The sequence below is a fragment of the Microterricola gilva genome (assembly GCF_004217495.1).
GTDB lineage: Bacteria > Actinomycetota > Actinomycetes > Actinomycetales > Microbacteriaceae > Microterricola > Microterricola gilva.
In genome coordinates this window covers 1,072,352-1,090,357 of record NZ_SHLC01000001.1, presented here as the reverse complement: position 1 = coordinate 1,090,357, position 18,006 = coordinate 1,072,352, and the positions used below count along the sequence as shown (strand labels likewise).

Here is an 18,006-nt window from a genome sequence, read left to right as displayed (position 1 = left end):
TGCCGTTCGGCGCTAGGCGCGAGGCTCCGCGACCTCGTCGCGGCCCGCCCCGTCGATTCCGGCCTCGTCGATTCCGTCGCTGGCGAGCAGCTCCTCCTCGACCGCTCCCCCGTAGCCCTCCGTCTCCGGGTCGCCGTGCAGCCCGCCGGAGACGGCGTACTCCTCCTCCGGCGAGAGCACGAGGCGCTTGCGCCCCCACACCGCGAAGATGACCAGCATGACGGCGTAGACGACGACGATCGCGACGATCGCCGGCCCGAAGGTCGGGTTCAACAGGAAGCCGACGAAGATGAGCGCCGCGATGATCGCCGCGATGATCGCACCGGGAACGCCCCACGGGCTGATGTACGGCCGCTTGGCGTCCGGGAACTTCCTGCGCAGGATCACGAAAGCCGTCATCTGCAGCAGGTACGCCAGCACCGCGCCCCAGACCGCGATGTTGAGCACGATCTGACCGGCGACACCAGTCGACCCTCCGGCCGAGTCGACGACGACCAGTGCGATGAAGCCGATGATGCCGCCGACCAGCAGAGCCACCCACGGCGTCTGCCGCTTGCCGGTGAGCGAGAGGAACTTGGGGTAGTAGCCGGCGCGCGAGAGCGAGTACATGTTGCGGCCGTAGGCGAACATGATGCCCTGCAGGGATGCCAGCAGGCCGACGAGCGCGAAGAGTGCGAGCACGGCGGCGACACCGTCGCCGACGATGGCCCGGAAACCGTCGAGCAGTGGCTCCCCCGCCTTGCCGGTCACTTCGGCACCCAGGATTCCGGTGTTGAGGAACAGCACCAGGAGGCCGGTCACGATGAGTGTTCCGCGAGCCCAGAGACCGGCACGCGGGATGTCGCGCACCGGGTTGTGCGCCTCCTCGGCCGCGAGCGGCAGCTCTTCGATGCCGAGGAAGAACCACATGGCGAACGGCAGCGCGAACAGGATCGGCAGCACGCCGTGCGGGAGGAACTCGGTCTGGCCGGCATCCGGGGCGATGTCGAACAGTTTGTCCCAGCTGAACAGGCCGGAGCCGATCGCCATCACCGCGAACACCAGGAGGATGCCGATCGAGATGATCGAGACCACGATGGCGAAGCGGAAGGAGATCGCCGCGCCCGCCGAGTTCAGCAGGATGAACGCGACATAGAGGACGGCCCACCACACCCAGGCCGGCATCGAGAAGCCGAGCAGCTCCGTGGTGATGCTATTGGCGTACGCGGCCGAGAAGTACACGATCACGGCCGTCGTCGCGACGTACTCGATCGTCTCGGCCAGGCCGGTGACGAAGCCGCCCCACGGACCCATCGCCGCGCGGGAGAAGGAGTAGGCGCCGCCGGTGTGCGGCATGGCGGAGGACATCTCACCGATGGAGAAGATGAGGCCGTAGTACATGACAACGAGCACAGCGAAGGCGATCAGCATTCCGCCGAATCCGGCGAAGTCGATGCCGAAGTTCCAGCCGGAGAAATCGCCGGAGATGACCGCGGCGACGGCGAGACCCCAGAGGCCCCAGACGCCAGCGGAGCGCCTGAGCTTGCGCTTCTCGAAATAGCCGGCTTCGGCAGTCGTATAGGTGACTCCCGACACATTCAAGGTGTCTTTGGACATTCACGTTCCTTCGCGCTCTGGGTGCGACCCCTGCAGAAACGGGGCCGGCGACTGGGCAGGTGACTTGCTGGCATGACTATAGGGCCTGCAATGGTTCGACGTACATACCTTTAGCGGAAAGATTTTTGGCCATTCCGTCGCAGCATCGGCAATATTCACCCGGCACGCGACACAGTCCTGTGATGTAATGGTCGCCAAGCAAACCATTCTCGGTTCCGCCCACCTGGTTCTGTTCACTCTCGTTGCTGTCAGATCTCACTGAGGAGATGCGTATGACCCCCCGCTCCGGAAACCTCTCACTCGAAGAGCTCACCGCTCTGGTCAGGATCGGGGAGATCGACACGGTCATCGTGGCGTTCACCGACATGCAGGGTCGCCTGGTCGGCAAGCGCGTCTCAGCCAGGCTCTTCGTCGAGGATGCCGCGGAGCACGGCGTCGAGTGCTGCAACTACCTCCTCGCCGTCGACGTCGAGATGAACACGGTCGACGGCTACGCCATGTCCGGCTGGGAGCGCGGCTACGGCGACATGGCGATGATCCCCGACTTCGACACCTTGCGCGTGGTGCCGTGGCTGCCGACGACCGCGATGGTCACCGCCGATCTGCAGTGGCTCGACCACAGCCCCGTCGTCGCATCGCCCCGCCAGATCCTGAAGGCCCAGCTCGAGCGCCTCAGCGAACGGGGTCTCGTGCCCTTCGTCGGCACGGAGCTCGAGTTCATCGTTTTCGACGACAGTTACCGCCAGGCCTGGGCAAAGGGCTACCGCGAGCTGACCCCGGCATCCGACTACAACATCGACTACGCGCTGCTCGCCTCGACCAGGATGGAACCGCTGCTGCGCGACATCCGCAACTCGATGGACGCAGCAGGCATGTACTCGGAGGGCGTGAAGGGCGAGTGCAACCTCGGCCAGCAGGAGATCGCCTTCCGCTACGCCCACGCCCTGGCCACCTGCGACAACCACTCGATCTACAAGAACGGTGCGAAGGAGATCGCCGACGCACACGGCAAGAGCCTGACCTTCATGGCGAAGTTCAACGAGCGCGAGGGCAACAGTTGCCACATCCACATCTCACTGCGCGGCGCGGACGGCGAAGCGGTCTTCGCCGACGCAACGGATGAGCACGGGATGTCGAAGATGTTCCGTCACTTCATGGCCGGCCAGCTCGCCGCGATGCGCGAGCTCACCCTGTTCTTCGCCCCCAACATCAACTCGTACAAGCGCTTCGTCGACGGCAGCTTCGCCCCGACCGCCGTGGCCTGGGGCATCGACAACCGCACCTGCTCGCTCCGCGTCGTCGGACGCGGCCACGGAATGCGCGTCGAGAACCGCGTGCCAGGCGGCGACGTCAACCAGTACCTGGCCGTCGCCGCCCTGATCGCCGCCGGGCTGCACGGCATCGAGAACGAGCTTGAGCTGGAGGACGTCTTCGTCGGCAATGCGTACACCGGCGGCGCTGAGCGCGTGCCGAGCAGTCTGCGCGAGGCAGCCGCCCTCTTCGCTGAGTCGGCGATCGCCAGGGAGGCGTTCGGCGACGAGGTCGTCGAGCACTACCTCAACAACGCCGCCGTCGAGCTCGCCGCCTACGACGCGGCCGTCACAGACTGGGAGCGCATCCGTGGCTTCGAGCGACTCTGAGAGACCAACCGCCGCCCCGGTGATCGGCATCACCACCTATCTGGAGCAGGCGCAGACCGGCGTCTGGGATGTGCGGGCGTCGTTCCTGCCCAAGGTCTACATCGACGCGGTGACGGATGCCGGCGGCACGGCCGTGCTCCTGCCTCCGCAGCCGGTGAACCCAGCAGCGGTCCGCCGCCTTCTCGATTCGCTCGACGGGCTCATCGTCTCGGGTGGAGCCGATGTCGACCCGGCCCGCTACGGCCAGCAGCCGCACGCCAAGACCGGCGCACCCCGCACCGACCGCGACGACTGGGAGGACGCGCTGTTGACGGCGGCCATCGACGCCGAGCTGCCGTTCCTCGGCATCTGTCGGGGCGCCCAGATGCTCAACGTCGCACTCGGCGGCACCCTGCACCAGCACCTGCCCGACGTCGTCGGCAGCGAGAAGTACCAGCCGGCACCGGCCGAATTCGGCAGCGAGTCCGTGAGCATTGCGGCCGGCACCGCCCTCTCGACCCTGCTCGGCGATGGCCTCGACGTGCACGTCTACCACCACCAGGCGCTCGACCGGGTCGCCGACGGACTCCTCGTCAGCGCGCGGACGGCCGATGGCGTGATCGAGGCGGTCGAACTGCCGAGCGTTCCATTCGGGGTGGCCGTGCAGTGGCATCCGGAGGAGAACGAGGCGGACCGACGACTCTTCGCCGGCCTCGTCGCCGCCGCCAGAGAACACGCGAGCCAGAAGGAGCAGCAGTGAGCTACACGATCATCAACCCGGCCGACGAGAGCGTCGTGGCGAGCGTCGAGCACCTCGATCTCGAGGCGACGGATGCCGCCATCGCCCGCGCGGCGCTCGCTCAGCGGGCCTGGGCGCCCGTCGCTCCAGCAGACAAGGCCCGCGCCCTCCGCCGCTTTGCCGCCGCCGTAGACGCCGACATCGAGAACCTCGCGCAGACCGAGATGCGCAACTCCGGCCACCCCATCGCGCAGGCGCGCTGGGAGGCCGGCCACGTGCGCGACGTGCTCGACTACTACTCCGCCTCGCCAGAGCGGCTCTTCGGCAAGCAGATCCCCGTCTCCGGCGGTCTCGACGTCACCTTCAACGAGCCGCTCGGCGTCGTCGGTGTGATCACGCCGTGGAACTTCCCCATGACGATCGCGGCGTGGGGTTTCGCCCCCGCGCTGGCCGCCGGGAACGCCGTCGTGCTGAAGCCGGCGGAGTGGACGCCGCTCACGAGCATCCGTCTGGCGGAGCTCGCCCTCGAATCCGGCTTGCCCGACGGCCTGTTCCAGGTGCTGCCCGGCCCCGGATCCGTCGTCGGAGAACGCTTCGTGACGAACCAGACGGTGCGCAAGATCGTCTTCACGGGTTCGACGGCGGTCGGCAAGCGGATCATGGCCGGATGCGCAGGGCAGGTCAAGCGCGTCACCCTCGAACTCGGCGGCAAGAGCGCGAACATCGTCTTCGCCGACTCCGATCTCGAGAAGGCAGCGGCGACCGCACCGTACGGCGTCTTCGAGAATGCCGGCCAGGACTGCTGCGCCCGCAGCCGCATCCTCGTGCAGCGGAGCGTCTACGACCGCTTCATGGAGCTGCTGGAGCCCGCAGTGCAGGGCGTCGTCGTCGGCGACCCCGCGCTGGAGAGCACCGAGATGGGGCCGCTGGTCTCCCGCGCCCACTTCGACTCGGTGAGCTCCTTCGTTCCGGATGACGCACCGATCGCCTTCCGCGGCAGCGCGCCGGAGGGTGCGGGCTACTGGTTCGCGCCGACCGTGCTCACGCCGGAGCGCGGAGACCGCAGCGCCCGCGAGGAGATCTTCGGTCCCGTCGTCACGGTCCTTCCCTTCGACGACGAGGCCGACGCCCTCCAGCTGGCCAACGACAGCGACTACGGCCTGTCCGGCTCCATCTGGACCCGCGACGTCGGCCGCGCCATCCGCGTGGCCCGCGGGGTCGAGTCAGGCAACCTGTCCGTCAACTCGCACTCCTCCGTGCGCTACAGCACCCCGTTCGGCGGATTCAAGCAGTCGGGGCTCGGCCGCGAGCTCGGCCCGGACGCGCCGCTGGCCTTCACCGAAACCAAGAACGTCTTCCTCGCGGTCGACTGAACACCTGACGTACGAAAGAGAGAACCATGAACGCAATCGCTCCCATCGACCTGACCCAGCGTCTCGCCGGCAAGGTCGCCGTCATCACCGGCGGCGCCAGCGGCATCGGCCTCGCCACGGCGAAGCGCTTCGCCGCCGAGGGCGCCCGCGTCGTGATCGGCGACATGGACGAGACGACGGGCGCCGCGGCGGCCGAACTCGTCGGCGGCCTGTTCGTCAAGGTCAACGTCACCGACGAGGAGCAGGTCAACAACCTCTTCGACACGGCGGCAGCCAGCTACGGCTCGGTCGACATCGCCTTCAACAACGCCGGCATCTCGCCACCCGATGACGACTCCATCGAGACGACGGAGCTGCCGGCGTGGGAGAAGGTGCAGGACGTCAACCTCAAGTCGGTCTACCTCTGCTCCAGGGCGGCGCTGCGGCACATGGTCAAGCAAGGCAAGGGCTCGATCATCAACACGGCGTCGTTCGTGGCCGTGATGGGCTCGGCGACCTCGCAGATCTCGTACACCGCGTCCAAGGGTGGTGTGCTCGCGATGAGTCGGGAGCTCGGGGTGCAGTTCGCCCGTCAGGGCATCAGGGTCAACGCCCTCTGCCCCGGCCCCGTCAACACCCCGCTGCTGCAGGAACTCTTCGCCAAGGACCAGGAGCGGGCCCAGCGCCGCCTCGTGCACATCCCGGTCGGTCGCTTCGCGGAACCGGAGGAACTCGCGGCAGCCGTCGCGTTCCTCGCCAGCGACGACTCGTCGTTCATCACCGGCTCGACGTTCCTCGTCGACGGCGGCATCAGCTCGGCCTACGTCACCCCGGTCTGAGCAGTAGCCCTCACCCCCCCCCCCCCCAACCGAGCACCGCCCATTGGCAAGCGACCCTAAGCTGGAATGATGGTTGATTCACCGGACGCAGCACAGCACGGCCTTCTGAGCGCCGAGCTGTTGCTGCGCCCTGGGAAGACGGCGAACGCCTTCGAGGAGACGGTACAGCGTCTGCTGCAGACGATCCGGCTCGGGCTGATCGCGCCGGGCGAGAAGCTCCCGGCCGAGCGCGAACTCGCCGCAATGCTCTCGGTGAGCCGCGACACCCTGCGCGAGGCGATCGCCGCGCTCACGGAGGCCGGCTACGTGCTCTCCCGGCGCGGCCGGTACGGCGGGACCTTCGTCGTCGACCCCGTGCCGCGAGGCACGCCGACGGTCGGCGCGAACGGCGAGCTGCGCGAGCGCCGGGAGGTTCCGGTCGCCGAGATCGAGGACACGATCGTGCTCCGCAGCATCCTCGAGTGCGGTGCGGCCAGGCAGGCGGCCATGTGCGAGCTCAGCGGCGTCGACAGGGAGCGGCTCTGGCAAGCCCTCGAGGACTGTCGGGACGCCGCCCCGAGCGACTACCGCAGGCACGACTCCAGGCTGCACCTTCTGATCGCCGAACTCGTCGGCTCCCCCAGCCTGGTTCCGCTCGTGGCCGATGTGCGCATGCGTGTGAACGAGCTGCTCGACGACATCCCGCTGCTTGCCCCCAACATCGCGCACTCGAACGAGCAGCACGAGGCGATCGTGCGTGCCATCCTGCGCGGCAATCCGGATGCAGCGGCCGAGGCCATGAGCGAGCACATCGCCGGCTCGGAAGCCCTGCTGCGCGGCTTCCTCGGCTAGCACAACGCCAGAAACGACGAAGGGTCGGGTGCCAGCGGCATCCGACCCTTCTATGCGTCTCGACTACGCGCCGAGCATGGCCTCGATCGGGCCGCGCACGAAGTAGAGCAGGAAGCCGGCCGCGACGATCCAGAGCAGCGGGCTGATGCCCTTGCCCTTGCCGGAGAGCGAGCGGATGAGCACCCACGCGACGAAGCCCGCGCCGATGCCGTTGGCGATCGAGTAGGTGAGCGGCATCACGATGATCGTGAGGAACACCGGCAGCAGCACGGAGAACTCGCTGAAGTCGATGTCCTTGATCTGGGTCATCATCAGGGCACCGACGATCACGAGGGCGGCGCTGGCCACCTCGGAGGGCACGATCGAGGTGAGCGGGGTGAAGAACATGGCGATCAGGAAGAGCAGACCGGTCACGATGTTCGCGAAACCGGTGCGGGCGCCCTCACCGATGCCTGCGCCGGATTCGATGAACACGGTGTTCGAGGAGCTCGAGCTGAAGCCACCGGCGACCGCGCCGATGCCCTCGACGACAAGCGCGCTCTTCAGGCGGGGGAAGTCGCCGTTGGCGTCGGCCAGCTTCGCCTCGTTGGAGAGGCCGGTCATGGTGCCCATCGCGTCGAAGAAGTTGGTGAACACGAGGGTGAAGACGAGCATGAGGGCGGCCAGGGCGCCGATGCGCTCGAAACTGCCGAAGCTGACGTCGCCGACCAGGCTGAGGTCGGGAAGGCTGACCCACTGCGCAGGGAGTTCGGGGACGGAGAGGCTCCAGCCGCCGGGGTTGGGCTTGCCGTCGACGAAGGACGGGCCGAGCTTCATGACCGCTTCGACGATCACGGCGATGACGGTGCTGCCGACGAGACCGATGAGCAGTGCGCCCTTCACCTTGCGGGCAACGAGCACGCCGGTGATCAGCAGGGTCACGATGAAGACGAGCGTCGGAACGGTGGCGACCGAGCCCTCGACGCCCAGGCCGACGGGCGGCGAAGCGGCACCGGTGGAGGTGACGAAGCCGGCGTTGACGAGTCCGATGAACGCGATGAACAGACCGATTCCGACGGTGATCGCGAGCTTCAGCTGGATCGGGACGGCCTCGAAGATCAGGCGGCGCAGGCCGGTGGCGGCCAACAGCACGATGATCAGGCCGTTCACGACGACGAGGCCCATGGCCTCCGGCCAGGTGACCTGACCGACGACGCTCACCGCGAGGAAGGAATTGATGCCGAGACCGGCGGCGAAGCCGAACGGCAGACGGGCGATGAGGCCGAACAGGATCGTCATCACACCGGCCGTGAGGGCGGTGACGGCGGCGACCTGCGGGAACGCGAGCATGTCGCCGTTCACGTCGGGGTGGCCGCTCAGGATGATCGGGTTGAGGATCACGATGTACGCCATCGTCACGAAGGTGACGATGCCGCCGCGCATTTCGGTGCCGAAGGTGGAGCCGCGTCGGGTGATTTCAAAGTAGCTGTCGAGTCGAGACTTCAACCCTGTCGGTGGTGTGGTTGGCGTCTCAGTGGCCGTTGACTGCGAGATGGCTAGCTCCTTGCGCTGAAAAGGTGTGAATTCCCCGGCCAATTCTAAGGGTTTTGCCATCAAACGCACGAAATCGCCGCCAACACTCCCTACGATCGTCTGAGGCCATTCGCCGTCAACCCCCCTCACAGATCGGAATCTGCAGCATGCACCTGCCCTGGACGCTTCACGGCGATGGAAAGAACGTGGAGGCGAGCGCGGTCGTGCTCCCCGCGGAACGGCTCAGCTGGCCGCGCACGATCGGGCTCGGCACCCAGCACGTCGTCGCCATGTTCGGTGCAACGTTCCTCGTTCCGATCCTCACCGGATTCCCGCCGAGCACGACGCTGCTGTTCTCCGGTATCGGAACGATCCTGTTCCTGCTCATCACGGGCAACCGCCTGCCGAGCTACCTCGGTTCATCCTTCGCCTTCATCGCCCCGATCACCGCGGCAAGCGTCGGCACCGACCACAGCAACGCGCTGTTCGGCATCGTCGTCGTCGGAGCGATGCTCGCGGCCGTCGGCCTGATCGTGCAGGTCACGGGAACCGGCTGGATCGACGGTCTGATGCCACCGGTCGTCGCCGGTGCCATCGTGGCCCTGATCGGTTTCAACCTCGCCCCGGCCGCCGGCGCCAACTTCGCCAAGGCCCCGCTGACGGCGCTCATCACGCTCAGCGCCGTCATCCTCAGCGCCGTGCTGTTCCGCGGCATCCTCGGTCGGCTCTCGATCTTCATCGGTGTCGTCGTCGGCTACCTGGCCGCCGTGCTCTTCGGCGAGGTCAACTTCGACGCCGTCGCCGCGGCCCCCTGGTTCGGCTGGCCGACGTTCGCCTTCCCCGGGAACCCGTTCACCGATTCGGCCGTGCTGGCGACCCTGCCAGCGTTCATCCCGGTTGTGCTCGTGCTGATCGCGGAGAACGTCGGCCACATCCGCGGTGTCGCCCAGCTCACCGATCCGAGCGTGAACAAGCTCACCGGCCGCGCACTGTTCGCGGACGGCCTGGCGACGATGCTCGCCGGAAGTTTCGGCGGCTCAGGTACGACCACGTACGGCGAGAACATCGGCGTGATGGCGGCAACCCGTGTCTACTCCACCGCCGCCTACTGGGTGGCCGGCATCTTCGCGATCCTGCTCGGCCTCTCCCCCAAGGTCGGCGCCGTCATCAACACGATCCCTGCCGGCGTGCTCGGCGGCGTGACGACCGCGCTCTACGGCCTCATCGGCATCATCGGTGTGAAGATCTGGCTCGACAACAAGGTCGACTTCAACAAGCCGATCAACCAGTTCACGGCCGCGACGGCCCTGATCGTCGGCATCGCCGACTACACGATCAACCTGGGTTCGTTCACCTTCAACGGCATCGCGCTCGGCACGATCGCCGCCATCGTGATCTACCACGTGATGAACGCCGTCTCGCGTCTGCGCGGCACCGACTAGCCGGAGCCGGGCGCACCCGCGCCAGATACGACAGAACCGCCGTAGACATGTCTACGGCGGTTCTGTCGTATCTACGGCGCTACGGGGTTCAGCCCAGCAGGTGCTCGCCGATGATGAGGTAGATGCCGACGAGCACGGCGATGCCGCTGATGCCGAAGCAGACCCACGCACCGTACAGAGCGGCCCGCTTCTGGCCGGCGCTCAGCGGGCTCTTGCGTGCCGCCTTGGCCGCGCGCTTCTCCGCGTGGCGGAGCTCAGCCGGCGTGATGACGGTGATGGCGTCGGTGAATTCGGCCGGTGTGACGATGGGCGTGCGCCCTGACACCGTCAGCAGGCGAATGCCGAGTGAGAACGCCGCGACGACGATGCAGGTGCCGACGAGGGCGGAGATGAGGACGAGGCCGAAGGCCGACCAATCGATCACGGCTTGACCTTCTTCTTCGGCTCGGGGTTCGTGCTGATCTGGACGGCGAGGCCGGAGTCTGCCACCTCGCTGACGACGTTGTGGTGCGAGATCTCATTCCGGCGCGAGCGGAGGAAAATGCCCAGGATGACAGCGACACCGACGACGGTGTCGATGATGATGCCGATCGGGCCGAGCAGCGCGACAAACGCAGCGACCGCACCGACCGCGGCGGCGGCCGGCAGGGTCAAGAGCCAGCCGACGCCGATGCGCCCGGCCGTGCCCCAGCGAACGGTCGAGCCGCGGCGTCCGAGGCCGGAGCCGATCACGGAGCCGGAGGCGACCTGCGTGGTCGAGAGGGCGAAGCCGACGTGGCTGGACGCGAGGATCGTCGCGGCCGTTGCCGTCTCGGCCGCGAAGCCCTGCGCGGGCTTGACCTCGGTCAGGCCGGTTCCCAGGGTCTTGATGATGCGCCATCCGCCCATGTAGGTGCCGAGCGCGATCGCGATGGCACAGGTCACGATGACCCACCACTGCACATCGGAGCCGGCGGGCTGCGTGCCTGCTGCGACGAGGGTCAGCGTGATGACACCCATCGTCTTCTGGGCGTCGTTGGTGCCGTGGGCGAGCGCGACGAGCGAGGAGGAGAAGATCTGCGCGTAGCGGAAGCCGTCGCGCCCGTCGGGCTTGCCGTCGTAGCGTCGCGTCACGGCGTAGGCGATCTTGGTCGCCAGATAGGCGATGAGGCCCGCCGTCAGCGGGGCGAGCAGCGCGGGCAGGATCACCTTCGAGGTGAGGACCGCGAAGTCGATCGCTCCGGTCCCGAAGCCGACGAGGGCAGCGCCGATCAGGCCACCGAAGAGTGCGTGGCTGGAGCTCGACGGAAGGCCGAGCAGCCACGTGAACATGTTCCACACGATCGCGCCGATGAGGCCGGCGAAGATGAGCTCTGGTGTGATGAGGACACCGTCATCACCCTCTTTGATGATGCCGCCGGAAATCGTCTGGGCGACCTCGGTGGAGAGGAATGCGCCGACCAGGTTCAACAGGGCCGCGACGGTGACCGCGACCTTCGGCTTCATCGCACCGGTCGCGATGGGGGTTGCCATCGCGTTGGCGGTGTCATGAAAACCGTTAGTGAAATCGAAAAACAGTGCAAGCGCGATGACGAGCACGACGATCAGGGTGATATCCACCGGCGTCTTTCTTTAGGGGAAGAGGAGGTCGGTGAGAGTTCACCGGAAATTCACGAGGAATGGCTTGCCGAAATCGAAGAACTGCGGAACACCACGTCGATACTTACACCCGAATCGACAGAGGTCAACCTGAGTCTGGGTCAGTCAGATTGCGGAGTGGCGGAGAGTGTCGCATCCACGACGCTTGCGAGGTCTTCACCGAAGGTGAAGCTGCGGTCGACCCCTCCGCCCAGCAGCACCGCCGGCAACCAAAAGCGGGCGTCATCCCACATTTCCGCGTACGGAACGGCGTCCAGATCGAACCACTCAGGATTCAATTCATCCGATTCGCTTGGATGACGCTCCCACCGTTCGCACACGAACACGTGCGACGCCTGGCTCCACGATTCCCGGTGCGGGAAGTGGTAGCTGAGCCTGCCGCGGGCTTGCAGATCCTCCGGCCGCACGACGACGCCGGATTCCTCGGCGACCTCGCGCACCGCGGCATCCGTCGGCGTCTCCCCCGGCTCGAGTTTGCCGCCGAGGCCGACGAAGTTGCCCTGGCCGAGGCCGAACTTCTTGCGCCCGAGCAGTACCTGCCTGACGCCGCGCTCGTCGGTGCGCAGCAGGTAGACGACGCAGACCTCTGGCAGGGCGGGAGCAGACGACACGGCCGGGTTCCTAGCCGAAGAGGATGCGGGCCTCGTCGAAGCGGTCCTGCGGCACGGTGTTGAGCCCGCCCGTTGCCTCGGCGATGCTGACCGTCTTGATCTCGGTTCCCCGGAGGGACACCATGGAGCCCCACTGGCGCTCGTAGACGGCCTCGACGGCCGCCATGCCGAGACGGGTTGCCAGCACCCGGTCGTAGGCGCTCGGGGCGCCGCCGCGCTGAATGTGGCCGAGAACGGTCGCGCGGGACTCGATGCCGGTGCGCTCCTCGATCATCGGGGCGAGCAGCTCGGCGATGCCGCCGAGGCGCGGGCGGTTGAAGGCGTCCAGGCCCTTGTGCGAGTGCGCCTCGGTCATGCCCTCGAGGGTGAAGCCCTCGGCGACGACGACGAGCGGGGCACGGCCGCGCTCGCGCACGGACTCCACCCACTCGCAGATCTGATCGATGGACTGCGGCTGCTCCGGGATGAGGATTGCGTGCGCGCCGCCGGCCATGCCGGAGTGCAGGGCGATCCAGCCGACGTGGCGGCCCATGACCTCGAGCACCATGCAGCGGCCGTGCGAGTCGGCGGTGGTGCGCAGGCGGTCGATGGCCTCCGTGGCGATCTCCACGGCGGTGTCGAAGCCGAAGGAGTAGTCGGTGGCGGTCAGGTCGTTGTCGATCGTCTTGGGAACGCCGACGACGTTGATGCCGCCCTCGTCGTGCAGGCGGCGTGCGGCGGTGAGGGTGCCCTCGCCGCCGATCGCGATGATGGCGTCGATGCCGTTCTCATCGAGCATGCGCTGGATGTTCTCCGGCCCGCCGCCCTCGCCCTCGAAGGGGTTGGTGCGGCTGGAGCCGAGGATGGTTCCACCCTGCTTGGCGAGGCCGCGCACGTCATGGCGCGTGATCGGCATGATGTCGGCCTCGACGACGCCGCGCCAGCCGGAGCGGAAGCCGACGAACTCGGTGTCGTGCGAGATGACTCCCTTGAGCACGGCTCCGCGGATCACGGCGTTCAATCCGGGGCAGTCGCCACCGCTCGTCAAGATTCCGATCTTCATGCGCCCTACGACTCCTCTGTGCTTCTCATGCTGTGATTCCGACTCGCTCCGCGGCAGGGCTCTGCCGCGTCGCCGCATCATCGGGGCGTTTCGCTCGGTTTCGCGAGTCTACAACGAACCGTCGATGGCCTGCCGCAGCAGGTGCGCGAGCGCATTCTGCTGCACCGAGTCTGCCGCGACGGCCTCCTCGTCCGAGCCGTCGAGGGCACGCGCGGCGAGCCCCTGCTTGCTGTCGATGAGCTCGGCGATCTTCGCGTCGATGGTGTGCGCCGCGATGATGCGCCACGCCGTGACGGGCTCCTCCTGGCCGATGCGGTGCACCCGGTCGATGGCCTGCGTCTGCTCCGCGGCCGTCCAGCTGAGCTCGGCGAGCACGACGTTGGACGCTGCCTGCAGGTTGACGCCGACGCCGGCGGCCGTGAGCGAGCACACGGCGACGGAGACATCCGGATCGTTGTTGAACGCGTCGATCGCGGCCTGCCTGGCCACGGCGCTCTGGTCACCGCGCAGCGAGACGCTCTTCAGCTCACGCTTGGCGAAGGTCTCCTCCGCGGCATCCATGACGTCGATGTGCTTGGCGAAGAACACGACCTTGCCGACGGAGCGGGCCAGCTGGGCCGCGTAGTCGGCGGCGAGTGCCGCCTTGGCCTGGCCGATCTTGCGCACCATCGTGAAGACGTTGTCGCCGGACTTCGCGGCCTTCGACTCCTCGAGCTCGGCGTGGGCGACGGCCCGCACGAAGCCATCGAACTGGTCTTCGTCGAGCTGGCCGAGGCTGAGACCCCGTGAGGAGACGAGGGCCAGGAAACGGTCGCGCAGCCGGTAGCCGAGCTCGCGCTCGGCCTGGCGGATGGAGCGGCCCAGGTCGTCGTCGAGCTCGACGGGCAGATCGGCGATGCGCTTGGCCGGCAGATCGGTCGCGACGTCGACCTTGCGGCGGCGCACGATTCCCATGTCGATGACGGCGGCGCGCGCCTCGGCGTAGAAGCCCATGTCGGCCGGTGTCAGGCCGGACTCCTCGAGCTTGGCCAGCAGCGCCGGAGCCGGCTTGTCGCCGTTGATCCAGCCGAGGTACTGCCAGATGGCGCGGAAGTCGTCGACGTCGTTGATCAGCGGCGTTCCGGTGAGCGCCATCAGCAGGGGGTTGCCGCCCGGCGTGGTTTGGCGGATGCGTTCGGAGAGCGCGAGCACGTGCTTCGAGCGCTGCGACTGCAGGTTTTTGATGAAGTGCGCCTCGTCGACGACCATGCCGCGGAAGCCGAGGGTGCCGAGCCAGCTGCGGTGGCGGTCGAGCACGTCGTAGTTGACGATGACGACATCGGCGAAGGCGTCGAGGGTGTCGCCGTCACCGTGGATCACCGTTGCGCGGCGGTGCGGCGTCCAGCGCTCGACCTCGCGGGCCCAGTTCATCTTCACGACGTTGGGCACGACGGCGAGCAGGGGGTAGGCGTCGGCGACGGATGCCGCGAGCACGCTCTGCGCCGTCTTGCCGAGTCCCGGCTCATCGGCCAGGAGGAAGGTGCGGTGCCCCTGGCGGACGCTCTCGACGAAGCGCGCCTGGTGCTTCATCAGCTCCATGCCCTTGGGCGAGAGCCTGTCGATCTTCGGCGCCTCCGGCAGCTCCATCGTGGCCGCCTGCCCGCCGGATCCGTACTCGAAGGACTTGAACAGCGGGCTGAGCAGCTCCCAGTTTGCGAGGCGGCGCACCGGAACAACGGGGGCGGCAGCGCGCGAGAAGTCGGGGGCGAGGAACGGGTTGGCGAGCTGGCGGGACTTCACCGACTGCGGGATGACCTGGTTCTCGGGGACCACGGGCGCTGCTTCCGGCTCGCGCGTGATGATGAGCTCATCCGGGGTGAGTTCCGCACCGGACTCGAGCAGCCAGTCCCGACGGAACCGCTGCGCGACCGCGCCGACGGAGGCGTCCGGCTCGAGCAGGGTGATCAGGCTGGTGTCGCGGGCGGCGGTCTTCGCCAGGATCTGCGCAATGCCGTCGAGGCGCTTGAGCAGCTCGGCCCTGGTGGCGTCGCTGATCTCCGGGTCGGTCTTCACACGCGCGCGCTCCTCGCGCATCAGCAGTGCGATCACCTGGAACTTGGTGCGGTTGGTCGGCCCGACCTTGCCGCCCTGCGCCTTGGCCTCGACCTCGCGCACCTTGCGGGCGAGGATCGGGATGATGGGCGCCTCGTCGTCACGACTGCGGGTGCGCTGACGTGAGCGTCGCTGTTCGGGCATTGTTCTCCAACTCTCGGATGCCTGCGTTCGCCCTCGACCGGTCGCTGCCCGGTGATGCCCGCGAACTACGCGCCGAACCCATCCCCAAGCAGCGTGCCGTGCACGGTCGAGGCGGTGACAGGGTCTGCCGACGCGGTATCAGTGTACTGCGCCGCGCGGATTTTCACGCCTTAGTCGGAACCTTGATGAAAATTCCGCTTGCGATGAAGATGAGTGCGGCGACGAACTGCAGCGAAACCCAGCCCTGACCGTGTAGTTCGATGACGATGATCGGGTTCCACAGCACGGCGATCGGTGCCAGGCCGATGAGCCACCACCACGCCTTGCCCTGCACCGCGAAGACGCAGATGATCAGGGCGAGGATGCTGACGACGAAGCGCACGATCGTGAAGGCGTCGACGTCGAGCAGGGCAAGTCCGACCATGAGGGCGATCGCACCGAGGAGACCGGGGGCGAGAGCCGGCCGGGTGAACTCGGGAGCGGCCGGGGTGTTCCCCTTGCGGGCGACGGGGCGATTCGACATCCCCCCAGCGTAGACGCAAGACGCACAGCGTCATGAAAGGCGGCAGCCATCAATCAGGCACGCTCAGCGATCGCCACCGATGCGTGTGCTGTTTCGACCGACTCGCCTGATCGGAGCAGTAGCTACACGCCCCCTCCACCGCCACCGCCGCCACCGCCGCCGCTGGAGCCGCCTCCCCCTGAGCCGCCGCTGGAAGAGCTCGAGCCGGAGCTGGACCATGACGTGCTCGACGCGGTCGCGAAGCTGCCGACGCCCGCCGAGAACGCCGCGACGTTGAATCCGCTGCGCCCGCTGTACCAGCTCGGGTCGGTGCCAGCGCGTTCGTAGAGCGATGCGAGCTCCGCCGACCATTCCTTCTCCTGCCCGAACAGCACCGAGTACGGCAGCAGCTTCTCGTGCAGCCGGAGCACCTGGTCCGGCGAGACCGGGCCGGGCGATCCGGCATCCGCCAGCGCCACGCCGGCCGTCGCCACTCCGCTCGCCACGGGGTCGCGGAGCGCCCCGCTCGGGCTCTGCAGCATCCGCAGTCGATCTGCCTCCGCGAGCCGGATGAACAGTTCGAGGCCGCGCAGCTGTTCCTTGGCGATCGCGCCCTGCCTGGTCAGGGGGCGGACGTCGATGAGCAGGATCAGCACAAAGACGGCCGCAACGATCGAGGCGAGCATGACGAACACGGGCCACACGCCGCCGCGGTCCGTGTCCAGGGCGATGATGCTGCCGATGACGGCGACCACCGCGGTGATCAGCACGACCGCCGCGAGCGCGATGCGCCCGCCGACACCGACCGGGCGTCGGAACCCCGCTGCCGTCGACCGTGCACGCGTGCTGCGACCGACAGAGACGAGCGCGCTGGCCAGCGCGCTGTCACTGGAGCCGAGCTTGCGCCTGGCGCCCGGTGCCGCGTTGTCGCCGAAGAGCGCCGCGAGCACGGGGGCGCCCTCAGCCGTGACGAGCGCGGGATCGTGCAGCTCCAACTCGAAACGCTTCTTCTTGGTCTCGATGATGCGCACGGCGCCGTTGACGGCGAGGTCGAGGATCGTCGCCGTGACCCCCTTGGTCTCGGCCCCGAGCAGCTCGGCGGCGAGCAGGGGGTCGACGCCGGGCGGCGACTCGTACTCGGCGATGACCAGCCCGCGCCCGGCCGCGCTGCGCCATCGGGTGCGCCTGGCCACGATCGCGGCGATCAGCCCGGCGACGCTGACGATTCCGGCGCCGAGCCCGATGAGTCCAGGTGTCGATGCCGCGAGAGACGCGTCTCTCGGCACAAAGGTGCCCGGATCGAACGCCATGGCCACGCTGAGATTCTCGAAGGCCCCGAGATCGGCGGCGCCCACCATGATCACCGGCGGCAGACTCTCGCCCACCACCAGCTGTTCGCACCGCGTCGTCGACCCCTCCGGGCCGCGGTAGCAGGCAACGTCGCCGGTGAACGCATCGCCGAGTGCGTCATCCATCGTCACGACCGCGTTCACCCGGTCGAACGGCTGGGCCCAGCCGGTGCCGTTGACGTCCCAGTAGAACTCCTGGACGTCGCTGTCGTCCGGATCGAGGGTGACGTTGTTCTGGGTGTAGCGGATGACGTAGCTCTGCGCGCCGTGCACGTAGCCGTCAGCGGCGATCGTCACCAGCAGGAATTCGTCGTCCTCGTCGTTCTCCTGCTCGAAGCCGCGCGCGACGCCGTTCTCGTCAGTGACGCTCAGCACCCGGACATCGGTGGGGTGGCCGTCGTAGCGGAGCGGGATGGCGCGACGGATGCCGCGGTTCTGATCGATCTCGGGGAAGACGGCGACCAGTGTCTCCGTCACGGCCAGGGTCGAACGGCCGTCGCTGTCGCGGCCGAGCAGGTACTCGGCATCGAGCGAGGCGAAACGGAAGTCATCGACTCCCAGCTTCGGACCAAGCGCGGCCACGGCGTGCTCGTCTGATGCTGTGGCCGGCTGGGTGATGAGTGCAGGCCCGACCGCCGTTGCGAGGAACAGCGCGGTCATGATCATGGCGCTGCCGAGCTGAATGACGAGACGCCTCAT

15 protein-coding genes are annotated in these 18,006 nt (G+C 67.7%); 6 read left to right on the top strand and 9 right to left on the bottom strand.

Translation table 11 applies throughout. The features are described 5' to 3' along the window. Nucleotides 1–12: 12 nt before the first annotated feature. The gene (locus tag EV379_RS04880; protein ID WP_130505146.1) at nt 13–1,596 is read right to left on the bottom strand and encodes an amino acid permease; all 1,584 of its coding nucleotides are present in this window, start codon (nt 1,594–1,596) and stop codon (nt 13–15) included. Between the two features lie 272 nt (nt 1,597–1,868). Between EV379_RS04880 and EV379_RS17345 the strand changes: the two genes are divergently transcribed. The 5 genes from EV379_RS17345 to EV379_RS04860 all read left to right on the top strand — a co-directional run bounded on the left by EV379_RS17345 (nt 1,869) and on the right by EV379_RS04860 (nt 6,976). Then, entirely contained in the window at nt 1,869–3,236 is a 1,368-nt protein-coding gene (locus EV379_RS17345) for a glutamine synthetase family protein (protein ID WP_242616242.1), read from the top strand. Beyond that, nucleotides 3,217–3,975, top strand: coding sequence for a gamma-glutamyl-gamma-aminobutyrate hydrolase family protein (locus tag EV379_RS04875; protein WP_242616241.1), 759 nt, complete (start codon nt 3,217–3,219; stop codon nt 3,973–3,975). Before EV379_RS17345 ends, EV379_RS04875 begins: the two co-directional genes overlap by 20 nt. Continuing rightward, the gene (locus EV379_RS04870) at nt 3,972–5,327 is read left to right on the top strand and encodes an aldehyde dehydrogenase family protein (RefSeq protein WP_130505144.1); all 1,356 of its coding nucleotides are present in this window, start codon (nt 3,972–3,974) and stop codon (nt 5,325–5,327) included. The genes EV379_RS04875 and EV379_RS04870 overlap by 4 nt, the downstream gene beginning before the upstream one ends. Nucleotides 5,328–5,353: 26 nt before the next feature. Next, nucleotides 5,354–6,145: a 3-oxoacyl-ACP reductase gene (locus EV379_RS04865; protein ID WP_207226196.1), complete on the top strand. Its 792-nt coding sequence runs from the start codon at nt 5,354–5,356 to the stop codon at nt 6,143–6,145. 69 nt (nt 6,146–6,214) lie between these two features. Next, nucleotides 6,215–6,976, top strand: a complete 762-nt coding sequence (locus tag EV379_RS04860; protein ID WP_130505143.1) for a FadR/GntR family transcriptional regulator — start codon at nt 6,215–6,217, stop codon at nt 6,974–6,976. Nucleotides 6,977–7,039: 63 nt separating this feature from the next. Here the strand turns inward: EV379_RS04860 and EV379_RS04855 are convergent, their stop codons facing one another. Next, nucleotides 7,040–8,569, bottom strand: a complete 1,530-nt coding sequence (locus EV379_RS04855; protein WP_130505142.1) for an NCS2 family permease — start codon at nt 8,567–8,569, stop codon at nt 7,040–7,042. Nucleotides 8,570–8,655: 86 nt separating this feature from the next. On the opposite strand from EV379_RS04855, the gene EV379_RS04850 reads away from it, so the two are divergent. Continuing rightward, nucleotides 8,656–9,930, top strand: a complete 1,275-nt coding sequence (locus EV379_RS04850; protein WP_130505141.1) for a uracil-xanthine permease family protein — start codon at nt 8,656–8,658, stop codon at nt 9,928–9,930. Nucleotides 9,931–10,018: 88 nt separating this feature from the next. Here the strand turns inward: EV379_RS04850 and EV379_RS04845 are convergent, their stop codons facing one another. The 7 genes from EV379_RS04845 to EV379_RS04815 form a co-directional block, all read right to left on the bottom strand. Continuing rightward, nucleotides 10,019–10,354 (bottom strand): peptidase, encoded by a 336-nt coding sequence (locus EV379_RS04845; protein ID WP_130505140.1) that lies wholly within the window; start codon nt 10,352–10,354, stop codon nt 10,019–10,021. Beyond that, on the bottom strand, nt 10,351–11,529 hold the full coding sequence (locus EV379_RS04840; RefSeq protein WP_130505139.1) for an inorganic phosphate transporter: 1,179 nt from the start codon (nt 11,527–11,529) through the stop codon (nt 10,351–10,353). Before EV379_RS04840 ends, EV379_RS04845 begins: the two co-directional genes overlap by 4 nt. Nucleotides 11,530–11,669: 140 nt before the next feature. Then, nucleotides 11,670–12,179: an 8-oxo-dGTP diphosphatase gene (locus EV379_RS04835; RefSeq protein WP_130505138.1), complete on the bottom strand. Its 510-nt coding sequence runs from the start codon at nt 12,177–12,179 to the stop codon at nt 11,670–11,672. A 10-nt stretch (nt 12,180–12,189) separates the two neighbouring features. Continuing rightward, nucleotides 12,190–13,221 (bottom strand): 6-phosphofructokinase, encoded by a 1,032-nt coding sequence (locus EV379_RS04830; RefSeq protein ID WP_130505137.1) that lies wholly within the window; start codon nt 13,219–13,221, stop codon nt 12,190–12,192. Between the two features lie 108 nt (nt 13,222–13,329). Beyond that, nucleotides 13,330–15,456 (bottom strand): DEAD/DEAH box helicase, encoded by a 2,127-nt coding sequence (locus EV379_RS04825; protein WP_130505136.1) that lies wholly within the window; start codon nt 15,454–15,456, stop codon nt 13,330–13,332. Between the two features lie 163 nt (nt 15,457–15,619). Further along, nucleotides 15,620–15,979: a DUF6804 family protein gene (locus EV379_RS04820; RefSeq protein ID WP_130505135.1), complete on the bottom strand. Its 360-nt coding sequence runs from the start codon at nt 15,977–15,979 to the stop codon at nt 15,620–15,622. Nucleotides 15,980–16,101: 122 nt separating this feature from the next. Then, entirely contained in the window at nt 16,102–18,006 is a 1,905-nt protein-coding gene (locus tag EV379_RS04815) for a DUF2207 domain-containing protein (protein ID WP_130505134.1), read from the bottom strand.